This window comes from Aquamicrobium terrae (assembly GCF_040545735.1).
In the GTDB taxonomy this organism is placed as follows: Bacteria; Pseudomonadota; Alphaproteobacteria; order Rhizobiales; family Rhizobiaceae; genus Mesorhizobium; species Mesorhizobium terrae_A.
Genome location: NZ_JBEPML010000004.1, coordinates 212,064 through 228,683 on the forward strand (window position 1 = coordinate 212,064; position 16,620 = coordinate 228,683).

At 65.8% G+C, this 16,620-nt stretch carries 14 protein-coding genes; 5 read left to right on the forward strand and 9 right to left on the reverse strand.

Annotated elements, in window-relative coordinates:
* Window positions 1–14 precede the first annotated feature (14 nt).
* Both ABID37_RS08135 and ABID37_RS08140 read left to right on the forward strand, forming a co-directional pair.
* A complete protein-coding gene (locus tag ABID37_RS08135) occupies window positions 15–488 on the forward strand; it encodes a DUF1801 domain-containing protein (protein WP_354193751.1) in 474 nt (157 codons plus the stop codon).
* 40 nt (window positions 489–528) lie between these two features.
* Window positions 529–741 (forward strand): hypervirulence associated TUDOR domain-containing protein, encoded by a 213-nt coding sequence (locus ABID37_RS08140; RefSeq protein WP_354193752.1) that lies wholly within the window; start codon window positions 529–531, stop codon window positions 739–741.
* Window positions 742–850: 109 nt separating this feature from the next.
* Here the strand turns inward: ABID37_RS08140 and ABID37_RS08145 are convergent, their stop codons facing one another.
* From ABID37_RS08145 to hutW, 5 genes are read right to left on the reverse strand one after another with little or no spacing between them, the layout of a single operon-like run.
* Window positions 851–3,076: a TonB-dependent receptor plug domain-containing protein gene (locus ABID37_RS08145; RefSeq protein ID WP_354193753.1), complete on the reverse strand. Its 2,226-nt coding sequence runs from the start codon at window positions 3,074–3,076 to the stop codon at window positions 851–853.
* Window positions 3,077–3,122: 46 nt separating this feature from the next.
* On the reverse strand, window positions 3,123–3,476 hold the full coding sequence (locus ABID37_RS08150; RefSeq protein ID WP_354193754.1) for a hypothetical protein: 354 nt from the start codon (window positions 3,474–3,476) through the stop codon (window positions 3,123–3,125).
* 28 nt (window positions 3,477–3,504) lie between these two features.
* Window positions 3,505–4,197, reverse strand: coding sequence for an NAD(P)H-binding protein (locus ABID37_RS08155; protein ID WP_354193755.1), 693 nt, complete (start codon window positions 4,195–4,197; stop codon window positions 3,505–3,507).
* Window position 4,198: 1 nt separating this feature from the next.
* Complete coding sequence (hutX, locus tag ABID37_RS08160) at window positions 4,199–4,729, reverse strand: heme utilization cystosolic carrier protein HutX (RefSeq protein ID WP_354193756.1); 531 nt, start codon at window positions 4,727–4,729, stop codon at window positions 4,199–4,201.
* The gene (gene hutW, locus ABID37_RS08165; protein ID WP_354193757.1) at window positions 4,726–6,126 is read right to left on the reverse strand and encodes a heme anaerobic degradation radical SAM methyltransferase ChuW/HutW; all 1,401 of its coding nucleotides are present in this window, start codon (window positions 6,124–6,126) and stop codon (window positions 4,726–4,728) included. The genes hutX and hutW overlap by 4 nt, the downstream gene beginning before the upstream one ends.
* Before the next feature lie 394 nt (window positions 6,127–6,520).
* Here hutW and ABID37_RS08170 point away from each other — a divergent pair, with 394 nt between their 5' ends.
* The 3 genes from ABID37_RS08170 to ABID37_RS08180 all read left to right on the forward strand — a co-directional run bounded on the left by ABID37_RS08170 (window position 6,521) and on the right by ABID37_RS08180 (window position 8,788).
* On the forward strand, window positions 6,521–7,603 hold the full coding sequence (locus ABID37_RS08170) for a site-2 protease family protein (protein WP_354193758.1): 1,083 nt from the start codon (window positions 6,521–6,523) through the stop codon (window positions 7,601–7,603).
* A gap of 85 nt (window positions 7,604–7,688) precedes the next feature.
* Window positions 7,689–8,099, forward strand: a complete 411-nt coding sequence (locus tag ABID37_RS08175) for an antitoxin Xre-like helix-turn-helix domain-containing protein (RefSeq protein ID WP_354193759.1) — start codon at window positions 7,689–7,691, stop codon at window positions 8,097–8,099.
* Window positions 8,093–8,788, forward strand: a complete 696-nt coding sequence (locus ABID37_RS08180; protein ID WP_435521546.1) for an RES family NAD+ phosphorylase — start codon at window positions 8,093–8,095, stop codon at window positions 8,786–8,788. Before ABID37_RS08175 ends, ABID37_RS08180 begins: the two co-directional genes overlap by 7 nt.
* 27 nt (window positions 8,789–8,815) lie before the next feature.
* Here the strand turns inward: ABID37_RS08180 and ABID37_RS08185 are convergent, their stop codons facing one another.
* Genes ABID37_RS08185 through bcsA form a run of 4 tightly spaced genes read right to left on the reverse strand, consistent with a single transcriptional unit; the run spans window position 8,816 to window position 16,498 of the window.
* On the reverse strand, window positions 8,816–10,969 hold the full coding sequence (locus tag ABID37_RS08185; protein WP_354193761.1) for a cellulose synthase: 2,154 nt from the start codon (window positions 10,967–10,969) through the stop codon (window positions 8,816–8,818).
* Window positions 10,960–11,991 carry a family 8 glycosyl hydrolase gene (locus ABID37_RS08190; protein ID WP_354193762.1) on the reverse strand — a complete coding sequence of 344 codons (1,032 nt, stop codon included), beginning with the start codon at window positions 11,989–11,991 and terminating at the stop codon, window positions 10,960–10,962. The genes ABID37_RS08185 and ABID37_RS08190 overlap by 10 nt, the downstream gene beginning before the upstream one ends.
* Entirely contained in the window at window positions 11,988–14,312 is a 2,325-nt protein-coding gene (locus ABID37_RS08195; protein WP_354193763.1) for a cellulose biosynthesis cyclic di-GMP-binding regulatory protein BcsB, read from the reverse strand. Before ABID37_RS08195 ends, ABID37_RS08190 begins: the two co-directional genes overlap by 4 nt.
* Window positions 14,309–16,498, reverse strand: coding sequence for a UDP-forming cellulose synthase catalytic subunit (gene bcsA / locus ABID37_RS08200; RefSeq protein WP_354193879.1), 2,190 nt, complete (start codon window positions 16,496–16,498; stop codon window positions 14,309–14,311). Before bcsA ends, ABID37_RS08195 begins: the two co-directional genes overlap by 4 nt.
* Window positions 16,499–16,620 lie beyond the last annotated feature (122 nt).

The window sequence follows — 16,620 nt, forward strand, 5'->3', positions numbered from 1 at the left end:
CGGAGGTGACCGCCATGGCCGACAGGAAAACGCCGAAGACAGACCGCCCGAAGACCGCCCGAAAGACGGACGCCGGGCAGGACGATGCGAAGCCCGTACTGCTTTCCGGCGGCAATCCCCAGATCGCCAAGGGCTATGGCGATGAGCCGGTGCAGGCCTATATCGCCGCCATGCCGGGCTGGAAAAGCGAGATCGGGCGCCGCATCGACGCCGTGGTCGAGCGCGTCGTTCCGGGTGTCAGCAAGGCCGTGAAGTGGAACTCGCCACTCTACGGCGTCGAGGGGGAGGGGTGGTTCCTCAGTTTCCATTGCTTCACCAGATACGTCAAAGTCACCTTCTTCCGCGGCGCCTCGCTGGATCCGGTCCCGCCCGGCGCGTCCAAGCACAAAGACGTGCGCTACCTCGATATTTACGAGGACCAGTTCGACGAGGCCCGGTTTGCGGATTGGGTCGGGCAGGCGAGCCGGCTGCCCGGCGAAAGGATGTGACACGCGGTCCGGCCGATGAGACGAAACAGGGAGTTGCGAAATGACGAGGCGATTCAAGATCGGCGATCACGTGAGCTGGAATTCCGAGGCGGGCCGGGTGTCGGGAACCATCATCGCCGTCCACACCAGCGACTTCGATTACAAGGGCCACACGCATCACGCGACAGAAGACGATCCTCAATATGAGATCAAGAGCGACAAGACCGATCATGTCGCCGCGCATAAAGGCAGCACCCTCGACCATGCGAAATGATGGAAACGCAAGCTGCCTTCTTCCGCATGGGCAGGCGGGCCGACACCAAGGCACGGCCCAAACATGATCGGCGCGCTTGGGAAGAAACCATTCTTCCGGCGAATATCGCTCAGAACTTCATGCGCAAGGAGGCCTCTATGCTGCGGCCGACGCCCGGTATCTCCTCCAGGGAGGGCCGATATTCCTTGTTGAGGATGTTGTTGAAGGAAACGGCGTAACTGTATTTATCCTCATCGCCAAACGAACCGCCGAAGGCGAAGTTGAGCGTCGCCCAGCCGGGAAGGGAGTTGGTAACGAACCCGCTGACCCCTGGCGCCCGTCGTATCACCCAGTTCGTCTGTTCCACGCCGGTCGCCGCGCGCACGAAAAGGTCGGCCCATGTAGCATGATTGGCGACCTCGCCCTCCCAGCGTACGCCGAAGCGGCCGGAAAGCGCCGGCGTGTTGGTATTGTAGGTCGACATCGTGCCGAAGCTGCCGGTGAGTTCCATCTGCCGGCGCATCCAGGTAGCGGAAACGTAGGGTGTGAAGGCGGTGCCGGGCACGGCGTATTCGGCGGCCAGTTCGATGCCGTAAGAGGTTGCCGAATCCGCGTTGATATAGATTCTTTCATTATCCAGTGAACCGACCGGGCATCCGGCACCGGCGGTGCAGGGAACGCTGGTGATGTAGTTGCGGGCCTTGGTGTAGAAGCCGGCCACGTCGAAGGTGAAGTCGCCGGCATTATAGCGCGCGCCGATCTCGACATTGCGCGAGGTCTCGGGGGCGAGGTTCGCGTTCGCATGGGTGGTTTCGCCGCTGCCGGCCGAGGTGTCGGTGAAAAGCTGAAGCAGCGTCGGCGTGATATAGCCTTCGGAATAGAGCGTGCGCAGTGTCGTGTTCTCGATCCCCGTGTAGGTCAGCCCGGCGGAGGTGACGAACCTGCCATCACTGCCGTTCGGACGGGTCGGCACGGCCACCGAATTCACCTCCGAATAATCATGCACGGTTCTCGAATAATAGTAGCGGGCGCCCGTGGTCAGCTTGAAATCGTCGGCGAAGGACCACTCGTTCTGGGCAAAGCCCGAAACCGTATGGATCGAGGCATCGTCGAAACCCCATGACGGTGTGACCATGGCAACGGGCGGCGGCGGCAGGTGGAGGGTCGTGGTCATCGTGCTCGTCTTCGCCGCCTGCAGATTGTCCGTGAGATATTGCACGCCGAAGATCGTGTAGTGGTCGGGGTGGAGTTGCAGGTCCACCTGGGCCGTGCCACCATAATTGATGATGCGGTCATCGGAAGTCGAGGCAACGCCCACCGATACACGGGGCGAGGGCTGCATGAGCACCTCGTTCCTGAACTCCCGGTCGACCGTCTGGTAATAGGCATCGAGATGAACCTTGCGGACGACGTCATTGATATCGGTGCCGTCGTAATAGACTCCGACCTTGCGCAGATCGCGCTGCGGCAGGTCGATGTTGAAGTCCGTCACCGGGTACTCCAGCGTCGAATGGTCGATCCAGCTCTCCGTCGACAGCCGGTGCTGCTCGGCCTTCAACGCAATGTAGTGGTTGCCTTCCTCGCCGAAGGTATATCCCAGATGCGCCGACAGGTTGTCATTGTTGAACGAGGTGTTATCGAGCCGGCCGGTCGAGGTATAGCGTCCCTCCGGCACCCGGCGGTCGCCATGGTCGTCGAGGCTTCCCGAGAAGCGGTAGTCGAAATTGTCGACCGTGCCGGAGACCGCCGCCCAGCCCTGCCAGCCGGCGGTGCCGGAATAATAGCTGCCGCCAAGCTCGGCCTGGATCGGCTTGTCGGCGCCACGCTTGGTGACGATGTTGATAACGCCGCCTATGGCCTTGGCACCGTGCAGCACGGAGGATGGGCCACGCACCACCTCGATGCGTTCGACATTCGAGGGATCGACCAGGATCGGGGTGCCGTAGGTCGAATGGTCGGTGATCTCCTGCCCGTCGACGAGGATGGTGACGCGGCGCGAGGATTCACCGCGGATCGACAGCCGCTTCATGCCGGGGGCGGAGGAATCCACCACCTGCACGCCGGGCACGTCGCGCAGCATCTCGGCGATGCTTTCAGGCGCTTTCTTCTCCATCTCCTCCTGGTCCACCACCGTCACGGAGGCTGGGTTGTCCTGCACCGAGGTCTCGGTACGGGTGCCGACCACGGTGATGGTGTCGAGCCAGGTCACACCGTCCTTTTCGAGGGCCTGGGCATGGACGGTTCCGATGGCTGCGGGGGCCGACGAGATCAGCAGCGCCAGCGCCGCCGCCTTGAGGATTGCCTGGCCTGAGGGGCATCGCGCCTTGCGGCCGACAGGGATGGTCGTGTCGTTCATGGGTCCCAACTCTCCGGACTGGAAATTTCTGCCGCGGCGTGGCGTGTCATTCGCCATCGATGACGATCTTCTGCGTCGAGGTGGCACAGAACTGGCCGGCTTGCACAGTTGCGGCCTCGCAGGATTCCACCCTTTCCACCGTTGCCTTCGTGTCGTCGAATGAGATCAGGTAGGCTTGGCGGTCCGCCGGTTCCTCCATGCCGTGGACGAACGGCTCGAATTCGACCTCCGCCGCCCGGCAGACCATCTCCTCGATGGGATAGGCGCCTTTCTCCAGGATGCCTCGGACCACGGCGGCGCGCTGCTCGCACGCTTCCATCGTGTCGGTGTTGACGAAGGCGGCGGAAAGCTGGCCGTTGTCGACCAGCGTGAGGATGATCATCAGGAAGCCGAGCTTCATGTCATGTCCCTTTCGCGTTTCGAATTCGTCATCTGGCTAGGGGAAATGGCTCGATGGTGTTGACGGAATGTGCCTGGTCGGCATCGACGGCGGCGAAGGCGCGGCCTTGCGTCGCCGGGTCGCGCAGCGCGCGGGCGACGAGGTCGGCAACGTCCTCGCGGTGGATGAAACCGTGCATCTGCGCATCCTCCGACAGGATGCCGCGGCCGGTGGCCGGCTCGGAGCGCAGGCCGCCCGGCCGGATGAAGGTGGCAAAGGGGAGGACGCGCCACGCATGGTCCTCGGCCCGTGTCTTGGCGTCGACCGCCGCACCGAAGGCGGCAATGGCGCGCTCTGAACGGTAAGGCGCCATCTCGCCGCAACCGATCGAGGTGACGAGCACGAAGCGCCCGACACCGCGCGCCGCCGTGGCGTCGGCAATATTGATGTTGCCGTCCTCGTCGGCGAAGCGGCCGTCTTCATGGCGGCCGCCGACGGTGGAAACCACGTCGAAGCCGTCTGCGCCGGCCCCGCCTTCACCGGCAAGATCGAGCGTCGCCTCGATATCATCGCGCACGAAAGCGTCACCGCGGGTGATGCCCACGCCCATCGCCTCCAGCGCGGCGGCGTCGGTACCCGGCCGCAACATGGCGATCACCGGCACGCGCGCCTGCAGCAGCAGCCGCGCGAGATGGAGGCCGACGCCGCTTCGAGCGCCGAAGATCACCGTGCAGGCAGCCATGTCAGGCGGCTTCCGCCTTCCGCGTCAGGCGCGCCTTGAGCTGCTCGAAGCGCTCGACCTGATCGGGCTTGAGCGCGCGGTTCTCGTCGCGGCCGACGAACACCTTGAACATCGAGCCACCTTCTTCGTTGAAGAACTGCACCGAGACCGATTCCTTGCCCATGAACGGCCGGCGCAGGAACAGGATCGCCTTGCAGTTGCCGGCGCGCAGATGGCCGCCGATGGGGCTGTCGCCGTGCAGATTGTAGAAGCCATGGCCGAGCTTGCCGGGCGGCACCGGGCCCTCGACCTCGAGGATAATGTCCTTGGTATGGGCAATGACGGTGACCGAGCCCCATGCGGACAGGTCCTCCATCACCTCGACGAACAGATCGCCGGGGACCCGCGCCCACATCTCCTGCGGCAGGCATTCCACCACCGTCTGCAGCGGCAGGTCGTGCTGGGCAGCGGTCGCCTCCAGCACCCCGCCGGGATTTTCGGCGAGTTCGCGGCGGATGGCGTCGAGGTCGGCGGTTGCGGCTTGCTTGCTCATGAAAGCTCTCTTTTCCTGTGCTGGATGGAAGGAAGACCGGTGCGGGGAAGGGGGCCTCTGGGCGGCGCGGCGCTGGCGCACAGCAGCGCGTCGAAGGCGAAGACCAGGTTGGAGTACCAGAAGCGGCCGGCGGTGGTGAGTGCCATGACATCGCCGTCAAGCTCGACCAGCCCCGCGTCGTGCCATTGCCGCAGCAGCGGCGCAAGCGCGCCCGCCACATCCGCGCCCGGCGCCAGCGGGGCGAGGGCGGCGATGTCGAGCAGCCCTTTCTCGATACCGGCGGTGACGGCGTTGCGCAGCGGCTGCAGCGTATCCGATACCCGCATGCCCTCGATCGGCTTGCGGCCGGCGCGCACGCCATCGGCATAGCTTTGCAGGTCGGGTGCCACGGCATAGCTGCAACCGCCCAGCAACCCGCCGCCGCCGGAGCCATAGGCGAGGCATTCCACCCCTTCCTTGATACGCAGGTTGTAGACGTTGCGCTCGCGCGCGGTGCGCCGCCAGTGGCTGTTGCTGATCTGCTGCCAGCCCCGTTCGGCAAGGAAATCGGACCCCATGCGGTACATGCCACCAAGATCGGCCAGCGTCGGCGCGTCGGGAAATTTTCCGGCAGCGGCGGCGCGCTGCAAGGGGGTACCTGGAATGAGGTTGAGGCCGTAGAGATCGATCCCGTCGGGAGCAAGGTCGGCAGCTATAGCCAGGTCCTCGCGCCACACCGCCTCGCTCTGGCCCGGCAGGCCGAACAGAAGGTCGATGACGACGGCGGCACGGTCGCGATCACGCAGTGCCTCGATGAAGGCGATGGCCTCCTGCTTGCCGGCGCGGCGACCTTGCCTGCGTCGCACGGCGGTGTCGAAGCTCTGCACGCCAATGGAGATGCGGTTGGCGCCAGCCTCCAGGCAGGCGTCGACCTTCTCGGCGTCGAAATGGATGATCCGGCCCTCGATGGTGATCTCGCAATCGGACGCCAGCGGCAGGCAGCGACGGATGGCGGCGATGAGGCGCGCCAGTTCCGAAGCGGACAAAGCGCTCGGCGTGCCGCCGCCGAGATAGACCGCCTCGACCGGCTGCGCCCCGACGGCGGGAGCGTCCGCCTCCCGCTCGATCTCGGCGATAACCAGATCGGTATAGGCGGTCGCCGCCTGCGGCGTGTAGGCGTTGCGGTAGAAACCGCAGAACAGGCAATGGTTGGCGCAGAAAGGCACGTGGACATAGGCGAGGCGGGGGCCGGCGGGGCGGCTGTCGGCCAGAAGCCGCGCCCAGGCGGTTTCGACCTCCTCGGCAGCCAGCGGCCGCCGGCTGCGCCAAGGCATCACCGCCCGGCGCGCGGCGAACGCATCGCGCACGGGATCGCCGCCCATCCGGGCAAAATGCGGCACAAGTCCTTCCGCCGTCATTGCCTTCCCCTCAAAACCCCATCCGGCATGCCGCCGGCCCCTGCGCCAGACCCACTCGTGCCCCACTCCCGATCCGGTTGTCCCGGTCGCGGTGGCGGCGACCAATCAAGACGCTGGAACGGGTAGGGTCTTTGCGCTATGTCAAATAGTGGATAGGAAAAGTCCACTTTGCAATCAAGAGCAATTCAGCGGGCACTTCCGCACCGGGTCCATCGATCCCATTCGGTCCCGGCATGCAGCCGCGGCAAAGCGTTGCAAGGTCGATCCGGTGACACCCCGATGCTTTGGAAGCACCGTGGTCAAGGTTGCTGCATCACAAGGCCCTTGACGCAATCGGCACGGAAGGCATGGTTTCGCAAGGGTGGTCCATGCCTCAACCCGATGGAGTGACGTCATGCAGTGGTCTTATCCGATCATCAGTGTCGGCGGCACCGAAATTCGCATCCACCTGACCTTCCTGCTGCTGCTTGCATGGATCGGTATCGTCTATTTCCAGCAGGGCGGCCCCTCGGCCGCGATCGAAGGTGTCGGTTTCATCGGCGCCGTGTTCGCCTGCGTCTTGCTGCATGAGTTCGGCCACGCCACCGCCGCGCGCCGCTATGGCATCCGTACCCCGAAGATCACGCTCCTGCCGATAGGCGGCGTGGCGGAACTGGAGCGTCTGCCGGAGAAACCGTCGGAAGAAATCTTCGTGGCACTGGCCGGGCCGCTGGTCAATGTCGTCATCGCCTTATTCCTCGTCGTCGTGCTTGGAGCCGCCGTTGGGCCCGAGGCGCTGACCTCGATGGAGGATCCGCGGGTTGCCTTCATTGCGCGCCTTGCCGCGGTCAATATATGGCTTGTCCTGTTCAACCTCATTCCGGCGTTTCCGATGGATGGCGGCCGCGTGCTGCGGGCCCTGCTCGCCACGCGATACAACCGTGTGCGCGCTACGCGGATCGCCGGAACGATCGGCCAGTTTGCCGCCTTCGCCTTCGGCTTCATCGGCCTGGTCGGGGGCAATGTGCTGCTCGTGTTCATCTCCATCTTCGTCTACCTCGCCGCCACTGCGGAAATGCAGGCCACCGGGCTGCAGGATGCGGCGCGCGCGGTCAGCGTCCGCGATGCCATGACCAGCCGGTTCGAAAGCCTGTTGACGACCGCGAGTCTCGATGAAGCGGCGCAGGCGCTGCTGCGCACGACGCAGCATGAGTTTCCGGTCGTCGATGGCGCCGGCAAGTTGCGCGGCATGCTGACGCGCGCCGGGCTGGTTGCCGGGCTACAGCAGCAGGGCAACCAGGCTTCCGTGATGGAAGCAGTGGTTGCGGATATCCCCGTCATCCGGGACGATGAAAAGCTCAGCACGGCGCTCGACCACCTGCAAGAGAGAACGACCCCTGCCGTCGGCGTCGTCGATGCCGAGGGGCAACTCGTCGGTTATGTCACCGTTGAGAATATCGGCGAACTCATGATGCTGCGCGATGCCGTCGCGCGCTGACGCGCCGACCGCTCGCACTCCCAAGGCGCCAGCATCTTGCCATATGGCAAAATCATCCCTATTTTATGCCGAAAGGAGATTTGCCATGTTGCAGGAAATCCCGCGCACGGAAGCCGTACCGAACACCCCGCAGATCACCGCCCGCGAGGCGGAGGCAATGGCGCGGGCGGTGATCCGGCTTTTCGAGAAGTGGCAACTGTCCGATGCGGAGGCCCGCGAAATCCTCGGCGGGCTCGCCGCCCGCACCTATGCCCGGTGGAAGGCCGGCGAACCTGGGCGCATCGACCGCGATCTCGCCACCCGTCTTTCGCTGCTCATGGGCATTCACAAGGGGCTGCGCTATCTGTTTTCCGATCCGGAGCGGGGATATGCCTGGGTGAAGAAGCCGAACCGGGCCTTTGGCGAGCGCACCCCGGCCGAGATCATGGCGCAAGGGGACATTTTCTCGCTGGCGCGGGTGCGGTCCTGGCTCGATGCGGAGCGTGGCGGCTGGTGAGCGACGGCCTTTCGCCTGTACGGGTGCAATGGCCGAAGGCCTATCGCATCATCCGCTCCATCCACCCGCCCATCGATCTCTTCGAGGACATTGCCGATCCGCAGGACTGGGAGGCGCTCGTCTCGGCGGAATCGAAGACCAATCCGCGCATCTGGGATCATATCGGCAGGCTCGACCTCGTGCCGCCGGAACGGCGCGTCAGCGGACCCGGCGCCAGCTACCTCATGGCCCCTTTCGTCCACATCAGCACCGACCGGCCCGGGCGCTTCACCGATGGCACCTACGGCGTCTACAGCGCCGGAGATGCGGAGGAGGTGGCCATTCGGGAAGTCGCCCATCATCATGGAAACGCCATGGCCAGCAGCGGCGAGGACGCGGGGTGGACTTCGCAGTTTCGCATGCTGGTCAACCGGCTCGATCTCGACCTGCACGATGCGAGGCCCCATGCCCGCTATCATGACCTGGATGACTACAAGGCTTCACAGGCCTTGGGGCAGAGCCTCAGGGCCGCGGGCGCCAACGGCATCGTCTATCGCAGCGTTCGCTGCGCGGACGGGGAATGCGCGGCGATCTTCTGGCCCGATCTCATGGATGTCCCGGTGCAAGCGGACCATTTCGATTTCCATTGGGATGGAAGGCGGGTCGACAAGGTCCGCAATTGCCGAACCAGCGCGATCTTCGCGCTGTAGCCATCCGCGCCGATCCCGGATCGAGGTCTACGGCGAGCCCATCGCGGCGCGCAGGTCCGCCAGACCGCGCAAACCGTCGCGACTGCCGGTTCCCGCCGCCGCCTCGAAGACTCGCCGTGCATCCTCGAACCTGCGCATCTTCAGATAGGCGTAGCCGCGCAGCACCATCAGGTCGATGCGTTCGGGCGCGAGTTGCGCACGCTGCTCGAGCGCGATCAAGGCTTCCGTGTAGCGGCCGCGCTCAAAAGCGCCGAGCGCCCGTTCCGCCAATATGGCGGTCTGCAATTCCGCCGCGCGCTGTCCATTTTGCGGCGCCCTGGCAGCGGCCACGGCCGCGTCGTCGACGAGGCCGGATCGCAAATAGGCAAGGCTCTGGCCATAGGACGCATCGCGACGCACCCGCTCGGCCGGAGCCCGCAGGGCAATTTCGAACGCCTGCGCGGCTTCCAGCGGCCGGTTGGCATCCATGAGACACCAGCCCCGCTCGAGAGCGGCCTGCGGCGACAAGGTTTCGGGATGGATATGGGCCGGGCAGTTTCGCCTTCCGGATGCCACCGTGCGCGGCGTTGAACGAGGCATCGCCTTACGAGGGAGGGGCGCTGCCGAGGTTTCGGAAGCGACGGGACGGGGCGCAGCAGACGGAGTGTCCACACCTGGCGCTGGCGCCGCTTCGGTTGCCCCCGTGCCCACCTGCCGGATACGGTCGGAGCGGCCTGCCCACCTGCGCTTGATCTCGGCGCGGCCAGCTGCATCCCCGAGCAGGTGCCGCGTCAGCGCCAGTCCGTAAGCGGAAGGCTCGTCGTCCGGGTTCCAGCGCAACGCCGTTTCGAACCATTGCCGCGCCGTCTGGTGCTGTTCCCAGGCCCTGGCGTACCAGCCGAGCTGGCGGGCCGCGGGAACGTCGCGCGCGGCTGCGACTTCCGCCACGATCCGCTGCAGCACTTCGCCCGACAGCTTCACGCGGGGCTCGACACCCAGAAGGTTGGCCACCGTCGCAAGATAGGTGGCGCGTGTCTCGTCGGTCTCGCCGCGCCAGCGGTAGAGGGTCGCTTCGGCCTCGGCATAGGCATGGCGGGCGGAAAGGGCCAGCGCCAGACCCTGCGCCGCATCGGCGGTGTCCTCGCGCTCGCGGGCCATGGAAAACCATTCCTCGGCCTGCCGGAAGCGCTCGCGCCTGATATCGTACCAGCCGAGCAGCCGCGCGTCGGACGCGGAGCCTTTTTCGCGCGCCAGCTTCTCGACACGGGCAAGCTGGTCTTCGGCAACGGTGATCGCGGCATCGCTGCCGCCGCGCGCCACCGCGTTGCGCGCGAGATCGTCGCGCACGGATGCGAATTCGCCCGTGCCCGCTTCTTCGGTGCCAGTTTCACCGGGACGCTCAAGGGCCAGCAGTTCGTTCACCAGCGGCGGCGACAGCAGCCTGGCGGCATTCTGCATCGTCGCAAGCCGCTCCTGCGGGTTGTCGCAATTGGAAAGAATGTAGCGATAGGTGTCCTGCGCCCGCGCTTCGCGATCGGTCCGGACGAATGCCTCGGCGACACGCCACAAAACGTCGACCTCGCTGCATGTCAAAAGCTGCGGGTTGCCGGAAGCGACGTTGATGACAGTACCGTACTGGCCGATCTGCGACGCATTGAGCAGCCTCTCGCGCGCCTCGGCAAGTGCCAGACGGTCGAGAAGATCGGCGGGCGGTTGCCAGTTCGGCTCGTCGGTCTGCCGCCTTGCAATGGCCTGCCGCGCCTCGGCCAGCTTTCCTTCGGAATAGAGGCGCCAGATCGCCTCCAGCCGCTCGTCGATATTGGCGGGCGCCGCCAGCGGATCGGCGGGCGGTGTCCAGTTCGGGTAAAGCGCCCGCAGCCGCGCAATCTCCCGCTCGAGCCTTTGCTTGTCTCCTTGCTGGGCGAAATAACGCAGAGCGGATTCGTCCACCTGTGGTGGCGCGGCGGGTGCTGGAGATCCTGTCTCCGGCCCTGCCTGAGCGAGCAGCGGCGCTGCGCGGTTTCCAGGCGACGGCACCTGCACCGCCGGGGCGGGGGCGGCGCGCGCGCCCTTGCCGTCATCGGAAGCGGGAAGGACGTCGCCCATCCATCGGTTCTGGAACTGCCCGCCGCCGGCGGCTGCCAGCAAAGCGAGCAGGCCGCCTGTGCCGGCCGCGATCACCCATGCGCGGATCACAGGCATTCGGGCCGTTCCTTCCGGGCAAATGAAAGCGACAGCAGATGCAGTGTTGAGGGGTAGTAGTTGGTCGGCGTGAAGCGCGTGAGGTCGTCCGCAAGCGGCTGCCTGTCCAGTATGCAGGAGGCCAGCGCCGGGATGATGCGATAGCCGGGGTCCGTCAGTTCCTCGATGACCCTGCCTGCGTCCAGATCGACGCGGGCGACACCTCCGCTCGGTCCCGTCATTCCGTCCCGCATCCGCTTCAGCAGTTCCATGTCCGGATCATGCGCACGCATGAGATAAAGGGGGATTCGCAACGCATTATAGCCGAATTCGGCCGGAAAGCCTTCGGCCGGCACCGGCTTTGCCGCCATCGACAGCCAGTCCGGCGGCAAGCGCCTGTCGCCGAATCCGGCGCTGGCGATCTTCCTTCCGCTGCGCGCAACGGCCTGCCAGTCGGTTTCCGGGGCAAGGGTTTCGAGAACCGGAAACGCCTCGAACACCCAGTAGGACGGGTTGACGACCGGGCCGTCGGGACGTTCGCCGGCGGCGAAGCCGGCCACGCCCGGGCGCAGCAGCATCTCGCCATGATGCTCGAACACCGATGTGCGGGCGAGCGCTTGCGCGATCTGCCGCGCGCTTTCGCCAAAGCCGTCCTCGCTCCAGAGCGCGTCCGCCTGTGCCAGGGCATAGGCGATGAGGATGTCGCCGTCGGACGCGTTGTTCGCATCCATGATATGGGGTGTCGTGGCAGGGTCCCATTTCCAGGCGGCAAGTCCGTCGTCGCGCAGCATCAGTTCCCTTTGCGTGAACGACCAGATGCGCTCGAAACCTGGACGGTCCCCGGCAAGGACGGCAAGCAGCAGGCCGTAACCCTGTCCCTCGCTGTGCGAAATGCCGCCGTTGCCGTCGTCGACCACACGGCCGTCCTCGGCCACGAAACGCTCCTGATAGGTGGTCCATTCCTCGGGCAGGATCTGGGGCCGGGCAGTGTTCGGCATCAGGCCGGCAACGAGCAGGGCGAGGGCAAGCACATGGAAGGTCATCGCCGCCTCCCCAGACGCGACAGCAGCGCGGAAGTGACGATGCCCAGCGCCACACAGGCCACGACCAGCAGCAGCGAATAGGAAAGGATGTTCGCCGACAGCCAGTTGGCGGTGATGAGGCGGATATTGGAAAAGGAGCGTGGCTGCGTTTCGATCAGCGACAGCGAGGAAGCAGGCAGTGCATTCACGGTTTTCAGGTCGCCGTCCAGCGTCGTTATGCGGCCGGACAGCCGGTTCCACAGGGGCAGCCGGGCAAGCGTCCCGACTCCCTGCTTCAACATGTCGTTGTCCGGGGCCGTGACCACGGTCCATGTGCCGGTGCCGGCCGGGTTCGATCCCTGTGCCAGCAGGAGCGTTGCCGGACGCGAGGGCGTAAAGTCGGTTTCCGCTGCCGGGGTGAAGCGCAGCATGTCACGCGAGAGATCGAAGGTCTCGGCAAACCATTCCTGCACCGCGTGGGACCAGCCCCGCTCCTGCATCTGCCGGCGCCATTCCTCGGCGTCGGCCTGATCGGTGCCTGCGCCCGCCGGTACGCGCCCGTGCGAGGTCGCCCATGAGGTGCGGCTTTCGTCGGAGACGCCCACCTGGGCCAGAACGCCTCCCGGTATTCCGGTGATTCCGCCGATGAAGACGGCGTCGTGCGTTCGGGCGGCGTCCACCGAACTCGTGAAGGCGACCGGAATGGAACGGCCCGCGCTCAGGGCCATGCGGGCGAACAGGTCCGCGGCGGCGGAAAGGCTGTCCGCATCGCCGCGTTCCATGAACACGGGCACCGCCTCCCGCCCGGGGCCGTAGGGGTAGCCGGTGCCGCCCATCGCCGCGAGGTCGGGCCGCTGCGCGATGCGGCCGAAATCGGGAACCACGAAACGCGACGTGCCGAAGATGGCAAAGCGCGGACTGTCTTGCGCCGTGGCGCCCGGCAGACAGGCCGCATCCCGTTCGGTCAGGAGATTGGCCTCGATCACCACATCGTTGAGGCCCGGCTTGAAATGGCGCATGGTCAGCTTGATGGGCAGCCGGTTGAGGACCATGCCGTGTTGCGAGGTGAGCGGCACGGAAGCGGCGATGGTGCCGTTCACATAGACGTTGATCTGGCTGCCCGGCAGCACCGCATCCGAATAGCCCGCATCGAGCAGGATGCGCGCCTCGCCATATGCGTCGGCGTAAAAGTCGGCGGGGATGGCGAACTGGAAGCCGGTCGAATAGCGCCGGCCGGAAAACTGTTCGGACCGGATGCCGAGATCTGTGAAGGAGAGATCGCGCCGGCCGTAGATCATCGGTGCATTCGGCGTGCGCCAGGCTTCCGTGATGAGCGCGTCGCGCGCGCCGCCGGCGGGCCGGTCTACGGCTCCCAAGATACGGTCGATCGCACCCAACCAGTCCTCGCGGTTGCGCCCGCTGATCACCAGTGTCGGCGCATCGTTGCCGTCGCGCTGGGCATGGAACGCCGCAACCGGCCCGTTGGCGGCCCCGGCCGGCAAGGCCCATCCCTGTTCGGCCAGTTCCTGGTTCGAACCCAGCAGGACCCTGAGCGCCAGCGCATCCTGGGAAGACGAGGCATCGGCCCCGACGCTGAACCTGATGTCCGGCAGGGCCGCATAAAGCGCGATTGCCTGGGCAAGGCGTATGACGTCTGCGCCGATGTCGCCCTGCGTCATGGCGGGCGCGACGATGCTTACATGGGCGCGGCCCTGGGCATCGGCGGCAAGGGCGCGCAGGTCGTCGACGGCGGCCGGCTTACCCGCGGCCGGATCGGCGAAGGACAGGAAAGTGGCGGCGGAATCGATCTCGGTCCACAGTTCATAGGTGGAGGCGATCGTGCAATCGGTGCGATGGCGCTGGCGGACCCGCACTGTGATTTCGTTGCGGCCGGCGCGCAGCAGGGCGGCGGGCAGGTCCGCGGCGATTTCCGACAGGCCGCCGGCGGAGCTGATCGGCGTATCCATGACGGCCACATCGTTGAGCAGCACCTGCAGCCGGGAGCTTTCCGGTGCGACCACGATGGCGTTCCGGTAGCCGAGATGGAGCCGCGCCGGCCCGGTGGCCTGTACCGGCGTGAGGTGCAGGCTCCAGCTCCTTGCGGCAACCTCGCCGGGAAGCGTGAGATTGCCGCCCGGCAGCAGGAGCCGGCGGACATCGCTTGCCGGCCGTGCCCGTTCCAGGGGGAGAGGTGCCGGCGCTTCCGGCTCCGTGGCCGGCTGCCGTGGAGCCGGATCTTCAGGGGCGGGCCGCTCCGGCGTCATGTCGAACGGCGCGGGCTGCGCCTGCAGGGCGCCCACAGCCGACAGCAGGACGAACAGCGATGCCGCCGCGAGCCTCATGTCCTTGCCCCGCCGGCGACGGGTCGCCGCTCCTCGGATGCACGCACGCCGCGCAGCAGATAGACGAGGCCGCGCCAGGTCTGGTAAAGCGCCAGCCGCAGGAACCAGAGCGTGCCGATCACCACGCCGGGGTTGCGCCGCCGCGACTTCTGGAACTGGGTCCACTGATCGGCATTGGCGAAGATCAGGTCGGCCACAAGGCGATGATGGTCGGGGAGCGAGCGCACATATTGGCACCCGACCGCCAGGGTGTCTCCTTCTTTCTCGCTATTGCGGATCACCACCGGCAGGGCAGCGGGGTCACCGCCCGACAGCGGCGTGAACCGGATGTTCGCCTGGCCCTCGGCAACCGCGCCCTGCGCGTTCTTGCCATGGATGCGCACGCGCGCGCCGTTGACCGAAACATCCTCTATCATGGCCGGCAGCCAGAGACCCTCGCGGCCGAACTCGCAGCGGCGGTTGACCTTGACGCGGCGCGTTGCGGCCCGCTCGCGCCGCTCCGACACCACGCCCAGCGCACAGCCGGCCATGATCAGGTTGAGCAGGTTCCAGCCGCCGACGACCAGCGTGACATCGGCCTTCCACGGCTCGGCATAGACGCGCCATGCGGTGACGCCGACCCCGACCAGCAGCAAGGCGAAGATCAGGAAGAACGGCCGGCTGAGTTCCGAAAGCCGGCTGGTGGAGATGGATTCGTCCTTGGCCGTGACCTTGAAGGTCGGCTTGCGCGGATTGAGCATGACCGAGATCACCGCCGGCAGGAGATGCACCGACTGGATGTATTCGTACAGCTCCGAAATCCACGGCCAGCGGAACCTGCCGTAGAGATAGTTCTGCATCATCAGGTTCACGACCATGTAGCTGAGCGTGTAGGCGAGGAACTCCCCGCCCGAAGCGGTGAAGATCTGCAGGTCGAAGAACAGGTAGAACAGCGGCGCGAGCAGGAAGATGGTGCGCGGGAAAGGAAACAGCCAGAACAGCGTCGAGGACATGTAGCACAGACGCTGCGGCAGGCTGAGCCCGCGCTTCAGCGGGGGGAAGCGGAAACGCAAGATCTGCATCATGCCCTGCGCCCAGCGGCTGCGCTGGCCGATGAAGCTGGCGAAGGTGGCGGGCTGGAGTCCGGCGATCAGCGGCTTGTCGACATAGACGCTGTTCCAGCCGCGCGAATGCAGCTCGACCGCCGTCTCGCAATCCTCGGTGATCGAGATGCCGGCGAAGCCGTCCGTCTCCTCCAGTGCCTCCCGCCGCAGAACCGCGGCCGAGCCGCAGAAGAAGGAGGCATTCCATTTGTCGAGACCGCGCTGGATGATGCCGTAGAACATCTCGTTCTCCGACGGCATCTTCTCGAAGGTTCTGAGGTTCCGCTCCAGCGGATCGGGATTGAGGAAGAAGTGCGGTGTCTGGACAAGGAAAAGCCGGGGGTCTTCGTTGAAATAGCCGACCGTTTCCCGCAGGAAGCTGCGTGCTGGCGCATGATCGGCATCGAAAACGGCAATGAGATCGCCGCTGGAATGGGCGAGCCCGTTGTTGAGGTTGCCGGCCTTGGCGTGCTCGTTGCGCTCGCGCGTCAGGTAGTGCGCGCCGAGATCGGCGCAGAGCTGCTGCAACTCGAGGTGCCGCTCCTGCGCGGCCTGCGCTGTGGCCACGTCATCCGCATTGCGCTTCTGGACGGTGCCGCCGTCGTCGAGCAGCCATACCGTCAGGCGATCCGGCGGATAATCCATCGCCTTTGCTGCCGCCACCGTATCGGCAAGCAGGACGGCAGGCTCGTTGTAGCTGGGGATGAAGACGTCGACGCTGGGCAGCTCTGCCTCGGCCACCTCGATGGCGGGGCGCGAGGGCAACGGCCTGGCAACGATGAACAGGCTGAGCGCCAGCATGAAGACGCTGTACATCTCGGCCAGGTAGAGCAGCAGGCCCGGAATGAAGTTTTCGAGCTGGCTGACAGGCGGGATGGTGCTGGTCGTGCGCCAGTAGACATAGCGCAGCACGATCGCCGTTCCCAGCGAGAGTGCCACCAGCCGCCACGTGCCTTCCGGACGGAACATCTTCATGGCGATCATCACCGCAAGCACGATGGTGCCCGCGATGAGGTGCGCCTGGAGATTGATGGGCATCGAGACGATGAAGATCACGCAGGCTGCCGCGAGGGCCCACATAATTCCCAGGACAAGCTTTCCCATCATCCAGCTCTCATGACCGGGATGCCCAGACGTGCAGTCTCCTTTTCGGGCCGGAACGCCTCTCCTCCACTCAACACGCAAGATGCGCCGGGGTTCACAATTTTCCCCACAGGTGAGGGCCT